This is a genomic window from Streptomyces sp. NBC_01463, from assembly GCA_036227345.1.
Lineage (GTDB): Bacteria > Actinomycetota > Actinomycetes > Streptomycetales > Streptomycetaceae > Streptomyces.
In genome coordinates this window covers 641,736-657,143 of sequence record CP109468.1, presented here as the reverse complement: position 1 = coordinate 657,143, position 15,408 = coordinate 641,736, and the positions used below count along the sequence as shown (strand labels likewise).

12 protein-coding genes and 1 pseudogene are annotated in these 15,408 nt (G+C 73.5%); 8 read left to right on the top strand and 5 right to left on the bottom strand.

Translation table 11 applies throughout. The annotated features are described in order from the left end of the window. The first annotated feature begins 199 nt into the window (after positions 1–199). The 5 genes from OG521_02875 to OG521_02855 all read left to right on the top strand — a co-directional run bounded on the left by OG521_02875 (position 200) and on the right by OG521_02855 (position 7,431). Positions 200–907 carry an ABC transporter ATP-binding protein gene (locus OG521_02875; GenBank protein WUW19779.1) on the top strand — a complete coding sequence of 236 codons (708 nt, stop codon included), beginning with the start codon at positions 200–202 and terminating at the stop codon, positions 905–907. After that, the gene (locus OG521_02870; GenBank protein WUW19778.1) at positions 904–3,261 is read left to right on the top strand and encodes an FtsX-like permease family protein; all 2,358 of its coding nucleotides are present in this window, start codon (positions 904–906) and stop codon (positions 3,259–3,261) included. Before OG521_02875 ends, OG521_02870 begins: the two co-directional genes overlap by 4 nt. Before the next feature lie 196 nt (positions 3,262–3,457). Further along, the gene (locus OG521_02865; protein WUW26556.1) at positions 3,458–4,315 is read left to right on the top strand and encodes an ABC transporter ATP-binding protein; all 858 of its coding nucleotides are present in this window, start codon (positions 3,458–3,460) and stop codon (positions 4,313–4,315) included. A gap of 6 nt (positions 4,316–4,321) precedes the next feature. Next, the gene (locus tag OG521_02860; GenBank protein ID WUW19777.1) at positions 4,322–5,296 is read left to right on the top strand and encodes an iron-siderophore ABC transporter substrate-binding protein; all 975 of its coding nucleotides are present in this window, start codon (positions 4,322–4,324) and stop codon (positions 5,294–5,296) included. Between the two features lie 2 nt (positions 5,297–5,298). Beyond that, positions 5,299–7,431: an iron ABC transporter permease gene (locus OG521_02855; protein WUW19776.1), complete on the top strand. Its 2,133-nt coding sequence runs from the start codon at positions 5,299–5,301 to the stop codon at positions 7,429–7,431. A 78-nt stretch (positions 7,432–7,509) separates the two neighbouring features. Here OG521_02855 and OG521_02850 read toward each other — a convergent pair whose 3' ends face one another. The 4 genes from OG521_02850 to OG521_02835 form a co-directional block, all read right to left on the bottom strand. Continuing rightward, entirely contained in the window at positions 7,510–8,325 is an 816-nt protein-coding gene (locus tag OG521_02850; protein WUW19775.1) for an aminoglycoside phosphotransferase family protein, read from the bottom strand. Between the two features lie 47 nt (positions 8,326–8,372). After that, positions 8,373–8,660, bottom strand: coding sequence for a DUF1905 domain-containing protein (locus OG521_02845; GenBank protein ID WUW19774.1), 288 nt, complete (start codon positions 8,658–8,660; stop codon positions 8,373–8,375). A gap of 77 nt (positions 8,661–8,737) precedes the next feature. Beyond that, complete coding sequence (locus OG521_02840) at positions 8,738–9,319, bottom strand: NUDIX hydrolase (GenBank protein ID WUW19773.1); 582 nt, start codon at positions 9,317–9,319, stop codon at positions 8,738–8,740. Further along, positions 9,319–10,953 (bottom strand): beta-N-acetylhexosaminidase, encoded by a 1,635-nt coding sequence (locus OG521_02835; protein WUW19772.1) that lies wholly within the window; start codon positions 10,951–10,953, stop codon positions 9,319–9,321. The genes OG521_02840 and OG521_02835 overlap by 1 nt, the downstream gene beginning before the upstream one ends. 118 nt (positions 10,954–11,071) lie before the next feature. Between OG521_02835 and OG521_02830 the strand changes: the two are divergent. The 3 genes and pseudogenes from OG521_02830 to OG521_02820 all read left to right on the top strand — a co-directional run bounded on the left by OG521_02830 (position 11,072) and on the right by OG521_02820 (position 14,221). Beyond that, positions 11,072–11,254, top strand: a pseudogene (locus tag OG521_02830) (ABC transporter). Continuing rightward, positions 11,251–12,111, top strand: a complete 861-nt coding sequence (locus OG521_02825; GenBank protein WUW19771.1) for an ATP-binding cassette domain-containing protein — start codon at positions 11,251–11,253, stop codon at positions 12,109–12,111. The pseudogene OG521_02830 and the gene OG521_02825 overlap by 4 nt, the downstream one beginning before the upstream one ends. 289 nt (positions 12,112–12,400) lie before the next feature. Then, positions 12,401–14,221, top strand: coding sequence for an ABC transporter ATP-binding protein/permease (locus tag OG521_02820; protein WUW19770.1), 1,821 nt, complete (start codon positions 12,401–12,403; stop codon positions 14,219–14,221). A 56-nt stretch (positions 14,222–14,277) separates the two neighbouring features. On the opposite strand, the gene OG521_02815 is transcribed toward OG521_02820, so the two are convergent. Continuing rightward, on the bottom strand, positions 14,278–15,261 hold the full coding sequence (locus tag OG521_02815; protein WUW19769.1) for a LuxR family transcriptional regulator: 984 nt from the start codon (positions 15,259–15,261) through the stop codon (positions 14,278–14,280). Between the last annotated feature and the right edge of the window lie 147 nt (positions 15,262–15,408).

Here is a 15,408-nt window from a genome sequence, read left to right as displayed (position 1 = left end):
CCGCCGCCCGGTCCGGGGGAGTCCGTCTCAGCGGTCGTTCCCGCCGCCGCCCGTACATCGGGCGCCTACATCGCAGGGATGACGTTTCGCCGGGTCGTTCCGCTGCGGTACGGCGAAGGGTCCGGGCGGCCGACGCGCGAAGACCGGGCGCGCTCCTAGCGTTCGGCGGGTCCGATGCCCGCACTGAAGGAGACCGCTCATGACCACGCCGGTGATCGAACTGTGCGAGGTGAGCCGCCGTTACGACGACGGCCCGCCCGCCCTCCACGAGGCGTCCCTGACCGTGCGGCCGGGTGAGGCGGTCGCGATCCTCGGCCCTTCCGGCAGCGGCAAGTCCACACTGCTCAACCTGATCGCGGGTCTCGACCGGCCCGATACGGGGACCGTCACCGTGGACGGGGTGCGGGTGGACCGGCTGGGCGAGGGCGGATCGGCGCTCTACCGGCGCTCGAAGATCGGCATGGTCTTCCAGTTCTTCAACCTGCTCGACGATCTGACCGTCATCGACAACGTCGTCCTGCCCGCACGGCTCGCGGGAACCGCACGCGGTCCGGCGGTCCGCCGGGCGGAGGAACTCCTGGACACCCTCGGCATCGGCCGGCACGCCCGCGCCCACCTGGGCCGGCTGTCCGGCGGCGAGCGGCAACGCGTCGCCGTGGCAAGGGCGTTGATGAACAAGCCGCCGCTGCTCCTGGCCGACGAGCCGACCGGGGCCCTGGACACGGCCGCGGGACAGGACGTCAGCAGGCTGCTCAGGGACCTCAACGCCGAGGGGCAGACCATCGTCGTGGTCACCCACGACCTGGCACTGGCCCGGTCGTGCACCGACCGCACGGTCCGCATCGCCGACGGCCGGATCACCGAGGACGTCCGGTCCTGCGCCGTCACCCCTGAGGCCGTCCGATGAGCGGGCTCGGTGGGGTGGTGCGCTCGGGGGTGGGGCGTCGCCGGGTGCAGACGCTGGTGATCGGGCTCGCCACGATGATGGCGGTGGCCGCCTCCGTCCTCGGCGGATCGCTGCTGGTGGTCTCCGCTGCGCCCTTCGACGACGCCTTCGCCCGGCGGCACGGCGCGCACCTGTCCGTGCAGTTCGACGCGGGCCGGGTGAGTGCGGGTCAGCTGGCGGAGTCCCGGGACGCCGAGGGGGTGAGCGGCGCGGCCGGGCCGTTCCGTACGGCGACGGTCGTCCCGAAGGCGGACGCGGCGGGTCCCGGGTGGCCGATGACCGTGGCCGGCCGGAGCGGCCCCGGGCGGGACCTGGACGAGGTGACCCTGCTCGACGGGCGGTGGGCCGCGCGCCCCGGCGAGATCGTGCTGTCCGCCGACTCCTCGCTCATCCCCACCCCGGGCCGTCAGGTCGTCTTCCCCGCGCTGCCGGGCGACCCGGCGCTGACGGTGGTCGGGGTGGCCCGTTCGGTCACGCGGACCGCCGATGCCTGGGTGGTCCCTTCCCAGATGCCGGCGCTCACCGCGCCGGGCGGCGGCGGATTCCAGATGCTCTACCGGTTCACCGACGCGGGCTCCGCCGCGGGGATCGCCGCCGGGCGCAAGGCCGTGACGGAGTCCCTGCCCCCCGGAGCAGCGACCGGCGAACAGTCCTGGCTGACCGTCAGGAAGACGGCCGAGCGCGACACTTCCCTCTACGTCCCGTTCCTCGTCGCGTTCGGTGCGCTGGGCCTGGTCATGTCGGTGCTCGTCGTCGGCAACATCGTCGCGTCGGCCGTCGGTACGGGAACGCGCCGGATCGGCATCCTCAAGGCCGTCGGGTTCACTCCGGCCCAGGTCGTGCGGGCGTACGTCGGTCAGGCGCTGATCCCGGCCACGGCCGGTACGGCACTCGGTGTACCGGCCGGCCATCTGCTCGCCGTCCCCGTGCTGGCCGAGACCGGGGAGCTGTACGGCACGTCGTCCCTGACGGTCGTCCCGTGGGTCGACCTGACGGTGATCGCGGGGGTGCTCGGCCTGGTGGCGGTGACCGCGTGGGCGAGCGCCTGGCGGGCCGGCCGGCTGCGTACGGTCGACGCGCTCGCCGTCGGACGTTCCGCGTCGGCGGGGCGCGGTCGCCGGGCGGCCCGCATGGCCGGCCGGCTGCCGTTGCCGCAGCCGGTCGCCCTGGGCCTGGCCCGGCCCTTCGAGAGGCCCGCCCGCGCCCTGGCGATGGGTGCGGCGGTGCTGTTCGGCGCCGTCGCCGTCACGTTCACCGTGGGCATGAGCGCCTCGCTCGGCGAGGTGATGAAGGCCAAGGCCCACGACGCCGCCGATGTCACCGTGGCGGCGCCCCTGCCGGAGTCCGGCCCCGGGGGACCGGTTCCCGCGAAGGGGCCCCGGGCCGATCCCGCCGAGGTCGACGCGGCGATCGGGGCCGCCGCCGGCACGCGCAGGCACTACAGCGCCTCGACGGTACGGGCGGCCGTGTCCGGGCTGACCGGCACCATCGACGTGACCGCCTTCACCGGCGACGCCTCCTGGGGCGGCTACATGATGGTCTCGGGACGCTGGATCGACGGGCCCGGCGAGGCCGTGGTCCCGACTCCCTTCCTGGCCGCGACCGGCACCCGTATCGGCGACACCGTCGCTCTCACCGGCCTCGGCGAACCGGCCGGACCGGCCACGGTCCGGATCGTCGGCGAACTCCTCGACCCCCGCAACGACGGCATGCGGGTGTTCACCGACGCCGCGAGCCTCCCCACCGCACTTCCGCGTACGGCGGAGACGAGCCATCACATCGCGGTCGTGCCGGGCACCGACATCACCGGTTACGTCGACGCGCTGAACAAGGACCTGGCGCCGCTGGGGGTCAGTGCGCGGGCGGGCGGGCCAGACAGGGGCAGCGACATGGTCGTCACGCTCAACGCGCTCGCCGGGGTCCTCACCCTGATGCTCGTCGCCGTGGCGGCGCTCGGTGTCCTCAACGGTGTGCTGCTCGACACCCGCGAGCGCGTCCGGGAGATCGGTGTGCACAAGGCGCTCGGCATGACGCCCCGCCAGACCGTCGCGATGGTCCTGACCTCGGTCGCCCTGACAGGGCTCGTCGCGGGTGCGCTGGGTGTGCCGCTCGGGGTGGCCCTGCACGGGTGGGTCATGCCCGCGATGGGCGAGGGCGCCGGGCTCCGCCTCCCCGCCTCCGTCATCGCCGTCTACCACGCGGCCCTGCTGCTCCCGCTCGCACTCGGCGGCCTGCTCATCGCCACCCTGGGCGCGCTCCTGCCCGCCGGCTGGGCGGCGAGGGCCCGCACCGCCACGGCCCTGCGCACCGAGTAGCAGCCGGTCCGCGCCGACCCGCGCGCTGACCCCGAGTCCGGCCGACCGCCGCCTCGGGGCAGCGCGCGACCCGCAGTGAACCGGCCATCGACCTGCGAGGGGTGGCCGGTTTTCATTCATGGTTAGGTTAGGCTAACCTCGCCCCGTGATCGTGACTCCACTCGACCGAGAAGACACCCCACCGCGTGGCCGCGCCGTGGCCGAACCCGGCGTGCCCGCCGGGGACTCCGCCGCCCGGTCCGGGCTCGCCGCGACGGACCTCACGGTCGCCTACGACGGCACCGACGTCGTGCACCAGGCCGACCTGCGGCTGCCGCGCGGCCAGGTCACCGCACTGATCGGCCCGAACGGCAGCGGGAAGTCGACCCTGTTGCGTGCCGTCGCCCGCCTGCACCGGGCCCGTACCGGCAGCATCACCCTGGAGGAGGGCGACGGCGGTCCCGTCGACGCCCTCGCCCTCTCACGTACCGACTTCGCCCGGCGCATCACACTCCTCGCACAGAGCCGCGCGACCCCTGCCGGTCTCAGCGTCCGCGAGGTGGTGGCCTTCGGACGCCACCCCTACCGCAGCCGGCTGCGCGGCAGCGACCCGGACGGGGCGCGGCTCGTCGAGCACGCCCTCGCCGTCACGAACGTCACCGAGCTCGCCGACCGCGGCGTCGAAAGCCTCTCCGGCGGCCAGTTGCAGCGCGTCTGGTTCGCCTGCTGCCTGGCCCAGGACACCGAGGTGCTGCTGCTCGACGAGCCCACGACCTATCTCGACCTGCGCTACCAGGTGGAGGTCCTGGACCTCGTCCGGGACCTCGCCGACACCCATGGCGTGACCATCGGGGTCGTTCTGCACGACCTGGACCAGGCGGCCGCGGTGGCGGACCGGATCGTCCTGCTCTCCGCGGGCCGCGTCGCCGCCGCGGGCACCCCCGCCCAGGTGTACGACCCCGAACTGCTCACCGACACCTACGGCATCCGCATCGAGGTCGAGACCGACCTCGCCACCGGCACCCCCCGCACCCGTGCGGTGGGACGTCACCACCTCCGGCTCGAAAGGCCCTGAACAACCATGACGACCAAGCACTGGGCATGGCCCGCGATCGCGGCGGCCACGGCGGTCACCCTCGTCGGCTGCGGCACCTCCGAGGCACCCGAGAAGGAGACGGTCGCGGACTCCACGCTGACCGTCACCGACTCGCGCGGCCAGAAGGTGAAGCTCGACGGGCCCGCCAAGCGCGTCGTCGGCACCGAATGGAACGTCGTCGAATCGCTCATCACCCTGGGCGTCGACCCGGTCGGCGTCGCCGACGTGAAGGGCTACAACGCCTACGACACCGCGGCCCCGCTGCCCAAGGGCGTCACGGACATAGGCACCCGCGGCGAACCCAGCGTCGACACGGTCGCCGGCCTCAAGCCCGACCTGATCGTCGCCACGGACGACCTGAGCGGCTCCGCCATCAAGCAACTCTCCAAGGTGGCCCCCCTCATCGTGGTGAAGGCGGCCGACGCGAGCCGTCAGATCGACCGGATGACCGACAACGTGAACCTCATCGCCGAGGCCACCGGCACCCAGGACAAGGCCAGGACCGAGATCGCCTCCTTCCGGAAGAAGCTCGCCGACGGCAGGAAGGAGATCGCCGCCGCCGGACTCGCCGGCGAGAAGGTCGCCTTCGCCGACGGCTGGAAGGAGGGCAGCCAGGTCTCGGTGCGCCCGTTCGTCAAGGGATCGCTGCTCACCGACGTCAACACCGAACTCGGCCTGGTCAGCCCGTGGACGATGAAGGGGGACAAGGCCTACGGGCTGGCGGCCACCGACGTCGAGGGCCTCACCAGGATCGGCGACTCCTCGTTCGTCTACATCGCCAACGACTCCGACGGCGGCGACCCGTTCGCCGACGGACTGAAGGACAACGCGGTCTGGAAGTCGCTCCCCTTCGTGAAGAAGGGCGACGTCCACCGGCTCCCCGACGGCGTCTGGATGTTCGGCGGCACGGCCTCGATGAGGCAGTACGTCGACGCGGTCGTGGACGCACTGACCAAGTGAACGTGAGCACCCGTACGGCGAAGGCCGCACCCGTGTCACCGGCCGGCCCGGCGGAGTCCTCGCACTCCGCCGCGGCCGCCCGGCCGGCCCGGCGCGGCAGTCTGCCCCTCATGGCACTCGGCGCTCTCCTGGCCCTGCTCGTCCTGACGGCCGTGCACATCAGCCAGGGCACGGCGACCGTCGGACCGCACTCCCTCTGGCGGGCCTTCGCCGCACAACTGCCGGGCGGCGACGACGGACCGGCCCAGGCCGACGCCGTCCTCGTCGCGTCCCGGCTGCCGCGCCTCGCCGCGGGACTGGTCGTCGGCTGCACCCTCGGCGCCGCGGGCGCCGCACTGCAGTCCGTTTCCCGCAACGTGCTGGCGTCGCCCGACACGCTCGCCGTCGACGCCGGCGCCTACCTCGCGGTCGTCGCCGTCGCCGCGTTCGGCATCACCCTGCCGCCCCTCATGGCGGGCAGCACGGCCCTGATCGGCGGACTCCTCGCCGCCGCCGTCGTCCTGGGACTCGCCCGGGCCGGAGCGGGCCCGACCCGGCTCGTCCTCGCCGGCTCCGCGCTCACCCTCGGACTCAGCGGCCTGAGCCAGATGCTCCTCCTCCTGCGCGCCCAGCAGACGACCGGTCTCTACGCCTGGGGCAACGGCTCACTGGCACAGATCGGCATGCAGACGATCAACCCCCTCGCCCCGGTCGCCCTGGTGGCACTCGCCGGGCTGATCGTGCTCGGCCGACGGCTGGACATCCTCGCCCTCGGCGACGACAACGCCGCCGTGGTCGGCGTCAGCCCCCGCGTCACCCGGGCGGTCACGGTCGTCCTCGCCGTCGTCCTCGCGGCCGTCTCCGTCACCGTCGCCGGTCCCATCGGCTTCGTCGGACTGTGCGCACCGGCCATCGTGCGCCTGCTCGGCGCCCGGGTGCCCGCGCTGCTGCGCCACCGCGTGTTCGTGCCCGCCTCTTCGGTGGCCGGCGTGTTCGTCGTGCTCGGTGCCGATGTGCTGCTGCGCGCGCTCTTCGGCGGCCAGGCGGGCGCCGCCGTACCGACCGGCATCGTCACCAGCTTCTTCGGCGCGGTCGTCCTCGTCGCCCTCGCCTACCGCTCCCACGACGTGGGGGACAGCGGCCCCGCGGCGGCCTTCGTCCGCCTCCGCAGCCGCCGGGCCTTCGTCGTCACCCTCGTGGTGCTCGGCGCCGCTCTCGCCGCGACCGTCGTCGCCTCGGCACTCCTGGGCGACGCGCCGCTGCTGCTCGGGGACGTGGTCAACTGGCTCACCGGACGCTCCGGACGGTTCGTCACCTACGTCCTGGACAGCCGGATGCCGCGGATCGCGGCCGCGCTGCTGGCCGGGGCCGCGCTCGCGGTCGCGGGAACCGTGGTGCAGGCGGTCTCGCGCAACCCCCTTGCCGAACCCGGCATTCTCGGGGTCGTCGGGGGAGCGGGAGCGGGCGCCGTCATCACGCTGACGGCCGTACCGCTCGCGAGCTACTGGGCGGTCAGCGGTTCCGCCCTGGCCGGAGCGGCGGGCGCCGCCGCGCTCGTCTTCGGCCTCGCAGCCCGGCGCGGACTGGAGCAGAACCGGCTGGTGCTGATCGGCATCGGCGTGTCGGCGGGCGCCGCGGCGTTCGTCAGCCTCCTCATCGTGCTGACCGACCCGTTCAACGGCACGAAGGCACTGGCCTGGCTCGCCGGATCGACGTACGGGCGCACCTTCCCGGAGACCCTTCCCGTACTCGCCGCACTGGTCGTCGCCCTGCCGGTGCTCGCGGCCCGGCGCCGCGAACTCGACCTCATCGGGCTGGACGCCGACACCCCGCGCCTGCTCGGAATCCGGCTCGGCACGAACCGGCTCGGCCTGCTCGCCATCGCCGTCGTGCTCACCGCCACCGCGGTGTCGGCGGTCGGTGTCATCGGCTTCGTCGGACTCGTGGCGCCGCACGCCGCACGCGCCCTGGTGGGCCAGCGCCACGGGCGGGTCCTGCCGGTGGCCGCTCTGCTGGGGTCCCTGCTGGTCGTCGTCGCGGACACCATCGGCCGTACGGTCATCGCACCCGCACAGATTCCGGTGGGCGTGGGGACTGCCGTGGTCGGGGCCCCGTACTTCGCCTGGCTGCTCTGGCGGTCCAAGGCGGAGAGGTAGGACGGGGCCACCCGACCCCCTCGGCCGGCCGCTCCCGGCGTCCGGCCGAGGCGCGTCCGGTACCGGTGCCGGACGCCCTCAGTCCAGCAAGGCGGCGGTGAACACCTCGCGTTGCGCGGCCAGCCACTCCTGCCTGCGGTCCCAGCGGCGCATGCCACCCCGCTCGGCCAGCGCCCGGACGTAGACCGGGTCACCGTCGGCGACCCGGCCGACGACGAACGCCCGGCAGGACGCGGTGGCCTCCTCGATGACGCCGGGCAGTTCGGCGCGCTCCCGCCGGGAGAGGCCGTAACTGTCGGCGAGGATCCGCAGCCGCCCCGCCGTGTCGAGCCCCGCGGGATACTGCGCCGCCGTGGACTCGGGATCCCGCACCGGAACCCAGTACAGCGCCGTCATGGCGACGTCCCACACGGGGCGGCCGGGAGCCGCCAGGTCGAAGTCGATCAGGGCCGTCGCCCGGCCGTCACGGAAGACGACGTTCTCCGGGCACACGTCGTTGTGGCAGAGGACCGTGCCTCCCGCCGGGTCGGACAGGGCCCGCGGCCAGTCGGCGAGGGTGTCGACCGGGACGGCCGCCGACACGTCGTGCAGACGCCGCAGCAGCCTGCCCACCGACCGCAGTGCGGCCTCCGTCATCACCCACTCCGGAAACGGCGGCAGCGCCACGTCGCCGGGGAGGTACGTCAGTTGCTCGCGGCCGTCCTCGGTGAGCCGGACCGGAACCGGGGCCGCGTCGAAGCCCCGTTCACGCAGTGCGATGAGGTGGGCGTGGAGGGCGCGCGCGGTGCGCGGCGCCGGACGTTCCACCAGGTCACCGCGGCGGAAGACCGCACCCGCGTTCATCATGCCGCCGGTCAGCTCTTCGCCTGGTGGCGTATCACCCTCGCTCGTCATGCCCGTCACGCTACCGGCGCCGCGGGTGCGGCCCCGGGGCGGTGTGCTCAGAGGCGGACGGTCAGCCGCACGGCCACGTCGTCGCCGGCGGCGAGGTTCTGCGGCTTGCGCACCGCGTTCTTGAGCGGCAGCAGATAGCCGCCGTCCCTGGGGAAGAGCGAGGTGGTGAAGGCCGTCCCGCCGATCTCGGCGTCGACGGGGACCGCTCCCCAGCCGTACGTGGCCAGCGCGGCCACCTCACGGATGTCGGCGGCCTGTTCCTCGGGCACGGCGGCGAAGTAGAACGGCGAGGGACCGCGCCATTCCACGACGCGGCCGGTGAAGACAACCTGCATGGGATCGTTCCGCTCAGCGAGAAGGGCCGGACCCCGGGCAGCGTACCCGGGCCGCCGCCGGCCGCGGCCTCCCGGTGTCAGTCGTCCCAGTCCCACGCGCCGACGTACGCGGCCGTGCCGGTCCGGCGGGCCTCCGCGACCGCCTCCAGCCGGGCGAAGTCCCTCGGTGACATGAGCGCCCGCCACTCGGGCAGCGGCAGCACGCGTGCGTCGTCGTGCTCGGCCGGGTCCAGGGTCAGGGCGCTGATCTGCCCGGCGGTGAGCCGGCCGCCGTCGAAGACGAAGCCGATGGTCGCGTAGGGCCACTCCGCGCCCGGCTGGCCGAAGACCGTCGCCAGGAGCCGGGCGGGGCCCTCGAAGTCCATCCCGGTCTCCTCCCGGCACTCCCGCAGGGCCGTCTCCCACGGCCGCTCGCCCGGGTCCATCGTTCCCCCGACCAACTGCCACACATGGGTACGGGAGTACACCGCCTTCAACTGCAGCGGACGGTCGTGCTCGTCGGTGAAGTACAGGCAGGCGAACGCGGTCGCCTTCAGCACGGTCTCGGCGTACTCCTCCGGCGGCAGCCATTCCGGGCTCGCCGGCCGGTCCTCGCGTCCTGCCGGTGGCCGGTTCCCGCGCGGGAGCGTGCGGGACTGCGAGTGAACCGGGGGAGTCATCAAGGCGCTCCGATCGTCGGGAGGGAACGCGGACGTGCCGGAGCCCGTACGGGCACAGGGGCACAAGACACCACGTCGTCCTCCGGGAGGGTCCGGGCAGGGGCTGCCGACGCCCTGAGAACGGCCCCGGGAAGTGCCGGTAACGGCCCGTGCGGGAGGAGTTGGGGAACGGGTGTTCCAGACCCCGGTGTTCGGGACCGCCAACGGCCTGGATCGCGGACGTCCGGGACCCGATGCCGCCCTCCCGGTGCCGGATCAGCCGCGGTCCTGCCGGTCGTCACCCTCCCAGGGCGGATGCTCCGGGGGCGGTAGGCGGTGAAGCCGATCCGGCCGGCCGTCCCGGCCTGCTCGGGCGGTACGGACTCGGCGGCGTACGGCCGGTCCAGGTACAGATGGGACTGGGGCGACAGCAGAATCCGCCCGCCCGCTTCGACGACCCGCTCGACGTCCTGGTCCGTGGGGGCGAAGAACGACTTGAGCGCCCCGACGATCTCCGGGGTCATGCCCGCGGTCGCGAGCTCGGGACGGCCGGCGAGCTCCTCGGAGGTGTCGGGCAGGTCCATCATCGGCACGTCCACCCAGTGCTGGGCGATGTCCCGCGGCTCGATCCCGGCGCGGGACGACTCCTGCCAGCCGACCGGACGCTTGCCGAACGCGCGGACGATCGCGCGCAGTTCGCGTACGGACGCGGCGAAGCTCTCGGGCGTCGCGCCGAACGCCTCGTCGGCGCCGATGTGGACGTGGGGGCCGGTGGTCAGTTCGCAGACATCGGCGAGGATCCGGGTAACCGCCGCGTGGGTGGCCTCGTCGGTCAGGTCCAGCGGCGGGACGAACGGGAAGCGCTCCTTGAGGCCGGCCGGGGCCGGTGCCTCGCGCAGCCCCGGTACGGCCTCGCGGAGGGTGCGGCAGTGGCCCGGCAGGTCGATCTCGGGGACGAGGGTGACGAAGCGCCGGGCCGCGTACTCCTGGAGGGACCGGTAGTCGGCCACGGTGTAGAAGTCCCGCGCCCGACCGTCCGCTCCGGTCTCCGTCAGCCGGGGCGTGCCCGGGAGTTCGATGCGCCAGCCCTCGTTGTCGGTGAGGTGCAGGTGCAGCACGTTGAGCTTGTAGAGCGCGGCGAGGTCGATGATCCGGCGCAGTTCGTCCGGGGTGAGGAAGGTGCGGGCCGGGTCCACCATGAGGCCGCGCCAGGCGTACCGCGGGGCGTCCGCCACTTCCTGGAAGGGGAGTTCGCCCGTCCCGTGGGCCGTGGCGATCAGCTGCGCGGCGGTGGTACCGGCCCGGAAGGCCCCTTCCGCGGTGCGGGCCAGGCAGGTGATGCCGTCGGCGGTGACCCGGAGCCGGTACGCCTCGTCGGCCGGGTGCGCGCCGCCCGCCGGGTCCACCCCCAGCGTCGTCCGGGGGGCCGCCCGGGGCAGGTCGTCGAGGGCGAGCGTCAGCGTGGGAACCCCGGTGTGACGCGTCCCGGCCGGCAGCAGGCGGTCGGACAGGTGCGGGGCGAGCAGTGCGCGCAGGGTGTCGGCGACCTGTTCCAGGGCCGGGTCACCCGCCACCACCTGCCAGCGGCCCGAGGCCACGAGTGCTCCGCCGGCGGCCGGCGGCGCGGGATCGGCGTGGGGGATGACGGCGTTCATGGGACTTCTCCCTCTGTGCGGGTGGATCCAGGGGGCCGGAGCGGCGTGGTCAGGTTCGGCGGTCCGGCCCCCTGGGGCTCTGCGCGGCCCGCTCCGGTGCGAGTTCGGCCCGGCCTTCGCCGACATCTGCGACCGGGTGGCCGTGATGAGCGCCGGCCGCATCGTGGAGTCCGGCCCCGCCGAACAGATCCTCGGCAATCCGCAGGACCCGTACACCCGGACCCTGCTCGACGCCGTACTCGACGACGCCCCCACCCGTGACCCCTGGCAACACCGAGCAGCGAGGACCGTCACCGCATGAGCAGCCACGAGACCGCGGGCCGGCCGGACGCCCTGCTCGACGTGCGGGACCTGCGGGTCTCCTTCCCCGGCAAGGGATGGCGCACCCCGGACACCGACGTGCTCAAGGGCGTCGGCCTCACCATCCGGCCGGGCGAGACCCTCGGCCTGGTCGGCGAGTCCGGCTCCGGCAAGTCCACCATCGGCCGGGCCGTCCTCGGCCTCGCCCCCGTACGTTCGGGCTCGGTCACCTTCGACGGCGAACGCATCGAACGGGCCGGCGCACGCCGCCGCCGCGCCCTCAGCCGCGACCTCCAGGTCATCTTCCAGGACCCCTACACCTCACTGAACCCCGCCCGCACCATCGGCGACACCCTCGCCGAACCCCTCATCGGCCAGGGCGCCGGCACCCGCGAGGCCCGGACGAGGATCGGTGACCTGCTGGACCGGGTCCACCTCCCCTCCGACGCGGCGGGCCGCCTGCCCAGGGAGTTCTCCGGCGGCCAGCGCCAACGCGTCGCCATCGCCCGCGCGCTGGCCCTGCGCCCCCGCCTGGTCATCTGCGACGAACCCGTGTCCGCACTCGACCTCACCACCCAGCGCACGGTGCTCGACCTCCTCCTGGAGATCCAGCAGGAGACCGGCGTCGCCTATCTGTTCGTCTCCCATGACCTGTCCGTGGTCCGCTTCATGAGCCACCGGGTGGCGGTGATCCACCGGGGCGAGATCGTCGAGACCGGCGACGCGGCGAAGATCACCTCCGAGCCCGACCACCCCTACACCCGCACCCTGCTGCTCGCCTCACCGGTGGCGGACGTCGCCGAACAGCGGCGGCGGCGCGAGGCATCGGAGCAGGCCGGCACGGTAGGGCGGGCCTGACCGCAGGCCGGGGGCGCAGCCCGGAGCCCGGTCCCTGGCCGAAAAGTCACATGCCGTCAGGCCGAGAAAAACGCGTGGACCCGGCGCGCGGCCGGGCGGGAGACTGGCACCTCGCCCGACCCTCCTCATACCCCCACCGACGCACCGCCGCGAGCCGCGCCGGGGCTCTCACATCGCGCGCGCCGTGTGCCGCGGGACCGCCGGGCGAGGCAGTCGACCGAACCGAACCTCCGCGCGCCCGGTGAGTCCGGCAGCTCACCCCGCAGCCGCACAACCACACAGGGTTGATATGGGATCGCCTCAATCGCACGAAGCTCCGGGCAGGGGCTCCGTGCTCCTCGCCCTCCGGTACTACGGACGGGAGCTGGCCCGCCGAAAACGGGTGACGCTCCCCGCGATGCTGCTGCCCGCACTGGGCAACATCGGCATCAACTACGCCGCGCCGCTCGTCGTCGCGAAACTCGTCGGGCACATCGCCGGCGACCACGACACCTCGATCGCATCGATGCTCCCCTACGTCCTCGGCTTCGCGGGCGTGCTCCTCCTCGCCGAGGCGTTCTGGCGCGTCGGCCTGCACTTCCTGAACCGCCTCGCCGCCCACTCCATCGAGCACCTGTACGTGACGGGCATGGACGAGCTGTACGCCAAGGACTCCTCGTTCTTCCACGACAACTTCGCCGGATCGCTCACCAAGCGGGTCCTGAGCTTCGCCTCCCGCTTCGAGGACTTCGTCGACACGCTGACGTTCTCCGTCGTGGGCAGCTTCGTGCCACTGGCGTTCGGATCGGTGGTGCTCTGGCGCTACGAACCGCTCCTCGTCGTCGGACTGCTGGCGATGATCGCGGTGACGGGGCTGGGCGTCGCCCCCCTCATCCGCCGCCGTCAGGTCCTCGTGGGCCGGCGTGAGGCGGCCATCGCCCGGGTGTCCGGCCACGTGGCCGACAGCCTGATGAACATGGACACGGTCCGGGCGTTCGCCGCCGAGAAGCGCGAGGCCGCCGAACACCGGTCCCGCGTGGCGGAGTCGCGGCGTCTCACCCTGCGTTCCTGGGACTACGGCAACCTCCGCATCGACACGCTGGTCGCGCCGATGTCCGTACTGACCAACGCCTTGGGCCTGCTGCTCGCCGTCGCCCTGGGCGGCGGCGGCAACGGTGTGGAGGCGGTGGTCGTCGCCTTCATGTACTACTCGAACGCGACCCGGATCATGTTCGAGTTCAACCAGATCTACCGCCGGCTGGAGAGCTCCATGACGGAGGCCGCCCAGTTCACCGAACTGCTGCGGACACCGCCGGCCCTGCGCGACCCCGAGTCGCCGGAACCCCTGCTGACCCGGGCCGCCGACGTCCGCTTCGAGCAGGTGACGTTCGCCCACGCCGGTGCGCAGCCCCTCTTCGAGTCCCTCGACCTCTCCGTGCCCAGCGGTACGAAGATCGGCCTGGTCGGCCGGTCCGGCGGCGGCAAGACGACACTCAGCCGGCTGCTGCTGCGGATGACGGACATCGACGGTGGCCGCATCCTCATCGGGGGCCAGGACATCAGCAGACTGCGCCAGGCCGACGTGCGCGGCATGATCGCGTACGTGCCGCAGGACCCGGCGATGTTCCACCGCACCCTGCGGGACAACATCGCCTTCGCCCGGCCCGACGCCACCGACGCCGACATCCGCCGCGCGGCCAAGGCCGCGCACGTCACGGAGTTCGCCGACGCGCTGCCCGAGGGCTTCGACACGATGGTGGGGGAGCGCGGGGTGAAGCTGTCCGGCGGACAGCGCCAGCGGGTCGCCCTCGCCCGGGCGATCCTGCGCGACGCGCCGATCCTGCTCCTCGACGAGGCGACGAGCGCCCTGGACTCGGAGAGCGAGATCCTCGTCCAGGAGGCGCTGTGGCGGCTCATGGAGGGGCGGACGGCGCTCGTGGTGGCGCACCGGCTGAGCACGGTCGCCACCATGGACCGGCTCGTGGTCCTGGACCGCGGCCGGATCATCGAGCAGGGCACGCACCACGAACTGCTCGCGTCTCACGGCGCCTACGCGAAGCTGTGGCAGCACCAGTCGGGCGGCTTCCTCGACGCCCCCACCCCGCAGCCGCAGCGGGCCGACCTGCGCTGAGACCGCGCGGACGCGGCCGGACCCGGGAGGGGGAGTCCGGCCCCGGCCGCCGCGGGTCACAGCCACCCGGCGCGCTGTGCCTGCAGCGCCATCTGGAAGCGGTTCGCGGCACCGAGCCGGGCCATCAGGACCGCCAGCCGGCGGAACAGAGTGCGGCGGCTGATCCCCATCTCGCGGGCGATCACGTCGTCGCTCGCGCCGCCCGCCAGGAGCCACAGCAGCCGGCGGTCCGCGGGTGGCAGACCGCCCGGCCGGGTCGCGTGGCCGTGGAACGGCAGGGCGTTCTGCCAGGACTGCTCGAACAGGGCCACCAGGGCGGAGAGCAGCCCGCACGGCTGCACGACCAGCGTCGTGTTGTGCACGTCGGCCTCCCTGATCGACAACGACACGAGGGCGTAGGCGTCGTCGATGATCAGGAGCTTGACCGGCACCGATGGCAGGACCCTCGCCTGCTCGCCGGCCTTGATGCACGGTTCGATGACGTCCTTGAGATGGCCCGGATGCTCCAGCGACTCCCGCGAGTACACGACCCGCTGGGTCACTCCGCGGGCGAGCGTGGCCAGCGCGTCGTCCGTCGCCCCGGGCAGCGGGATGTACGGAGGCGACTCGAACTGCCGGATCTGCGCCCGGGCACTCGCCCACGCCTGACGGGTCCTGGGGCCGACGGCGTCCCCCGTGACGACCTCGACGAGATGGTCGTTGTACGCGGCCAGCCGCTGCCGCCGGAACGACTCGAACGCGCCCCCGACCGCCAGGCGCGACTCCTCGACCTCGGCCGCCCGGTGCCGGGCCAGGATCTCCAGGCCCGCGGCGGGCGGAACCGGGGCCACCACGTCCTCGCCCTCCCCGGCGGCACTGGCCAGACCCGCGTCGACCAGCGACGCGTACGCCGTCGCGAGTTCCGCACGCCCCAGACCGGACGCGGAGCCGATCGCGGCAAGCGGGGCGGGGGCCAGCTCCAGCAGTGCCAGATAGACCCGGCGCGCCTCCGGACCGATGCCCAGCAGCCGCAGCGCCTCATCGAGTCTCGCGTTCGTCATACCCGGCATTATCGACGGTTTCCGCCCGGCTCGTGGCCGATCTGTGCCAGTGGCGGTTCCGGGCGCCACGCGCGTGTGCGCCGGGATACCTTCCGTGAACCGCCGGCAGCGAGGGCCGGACGGGGCCTTCCCCGGTTGCCCTCGCCC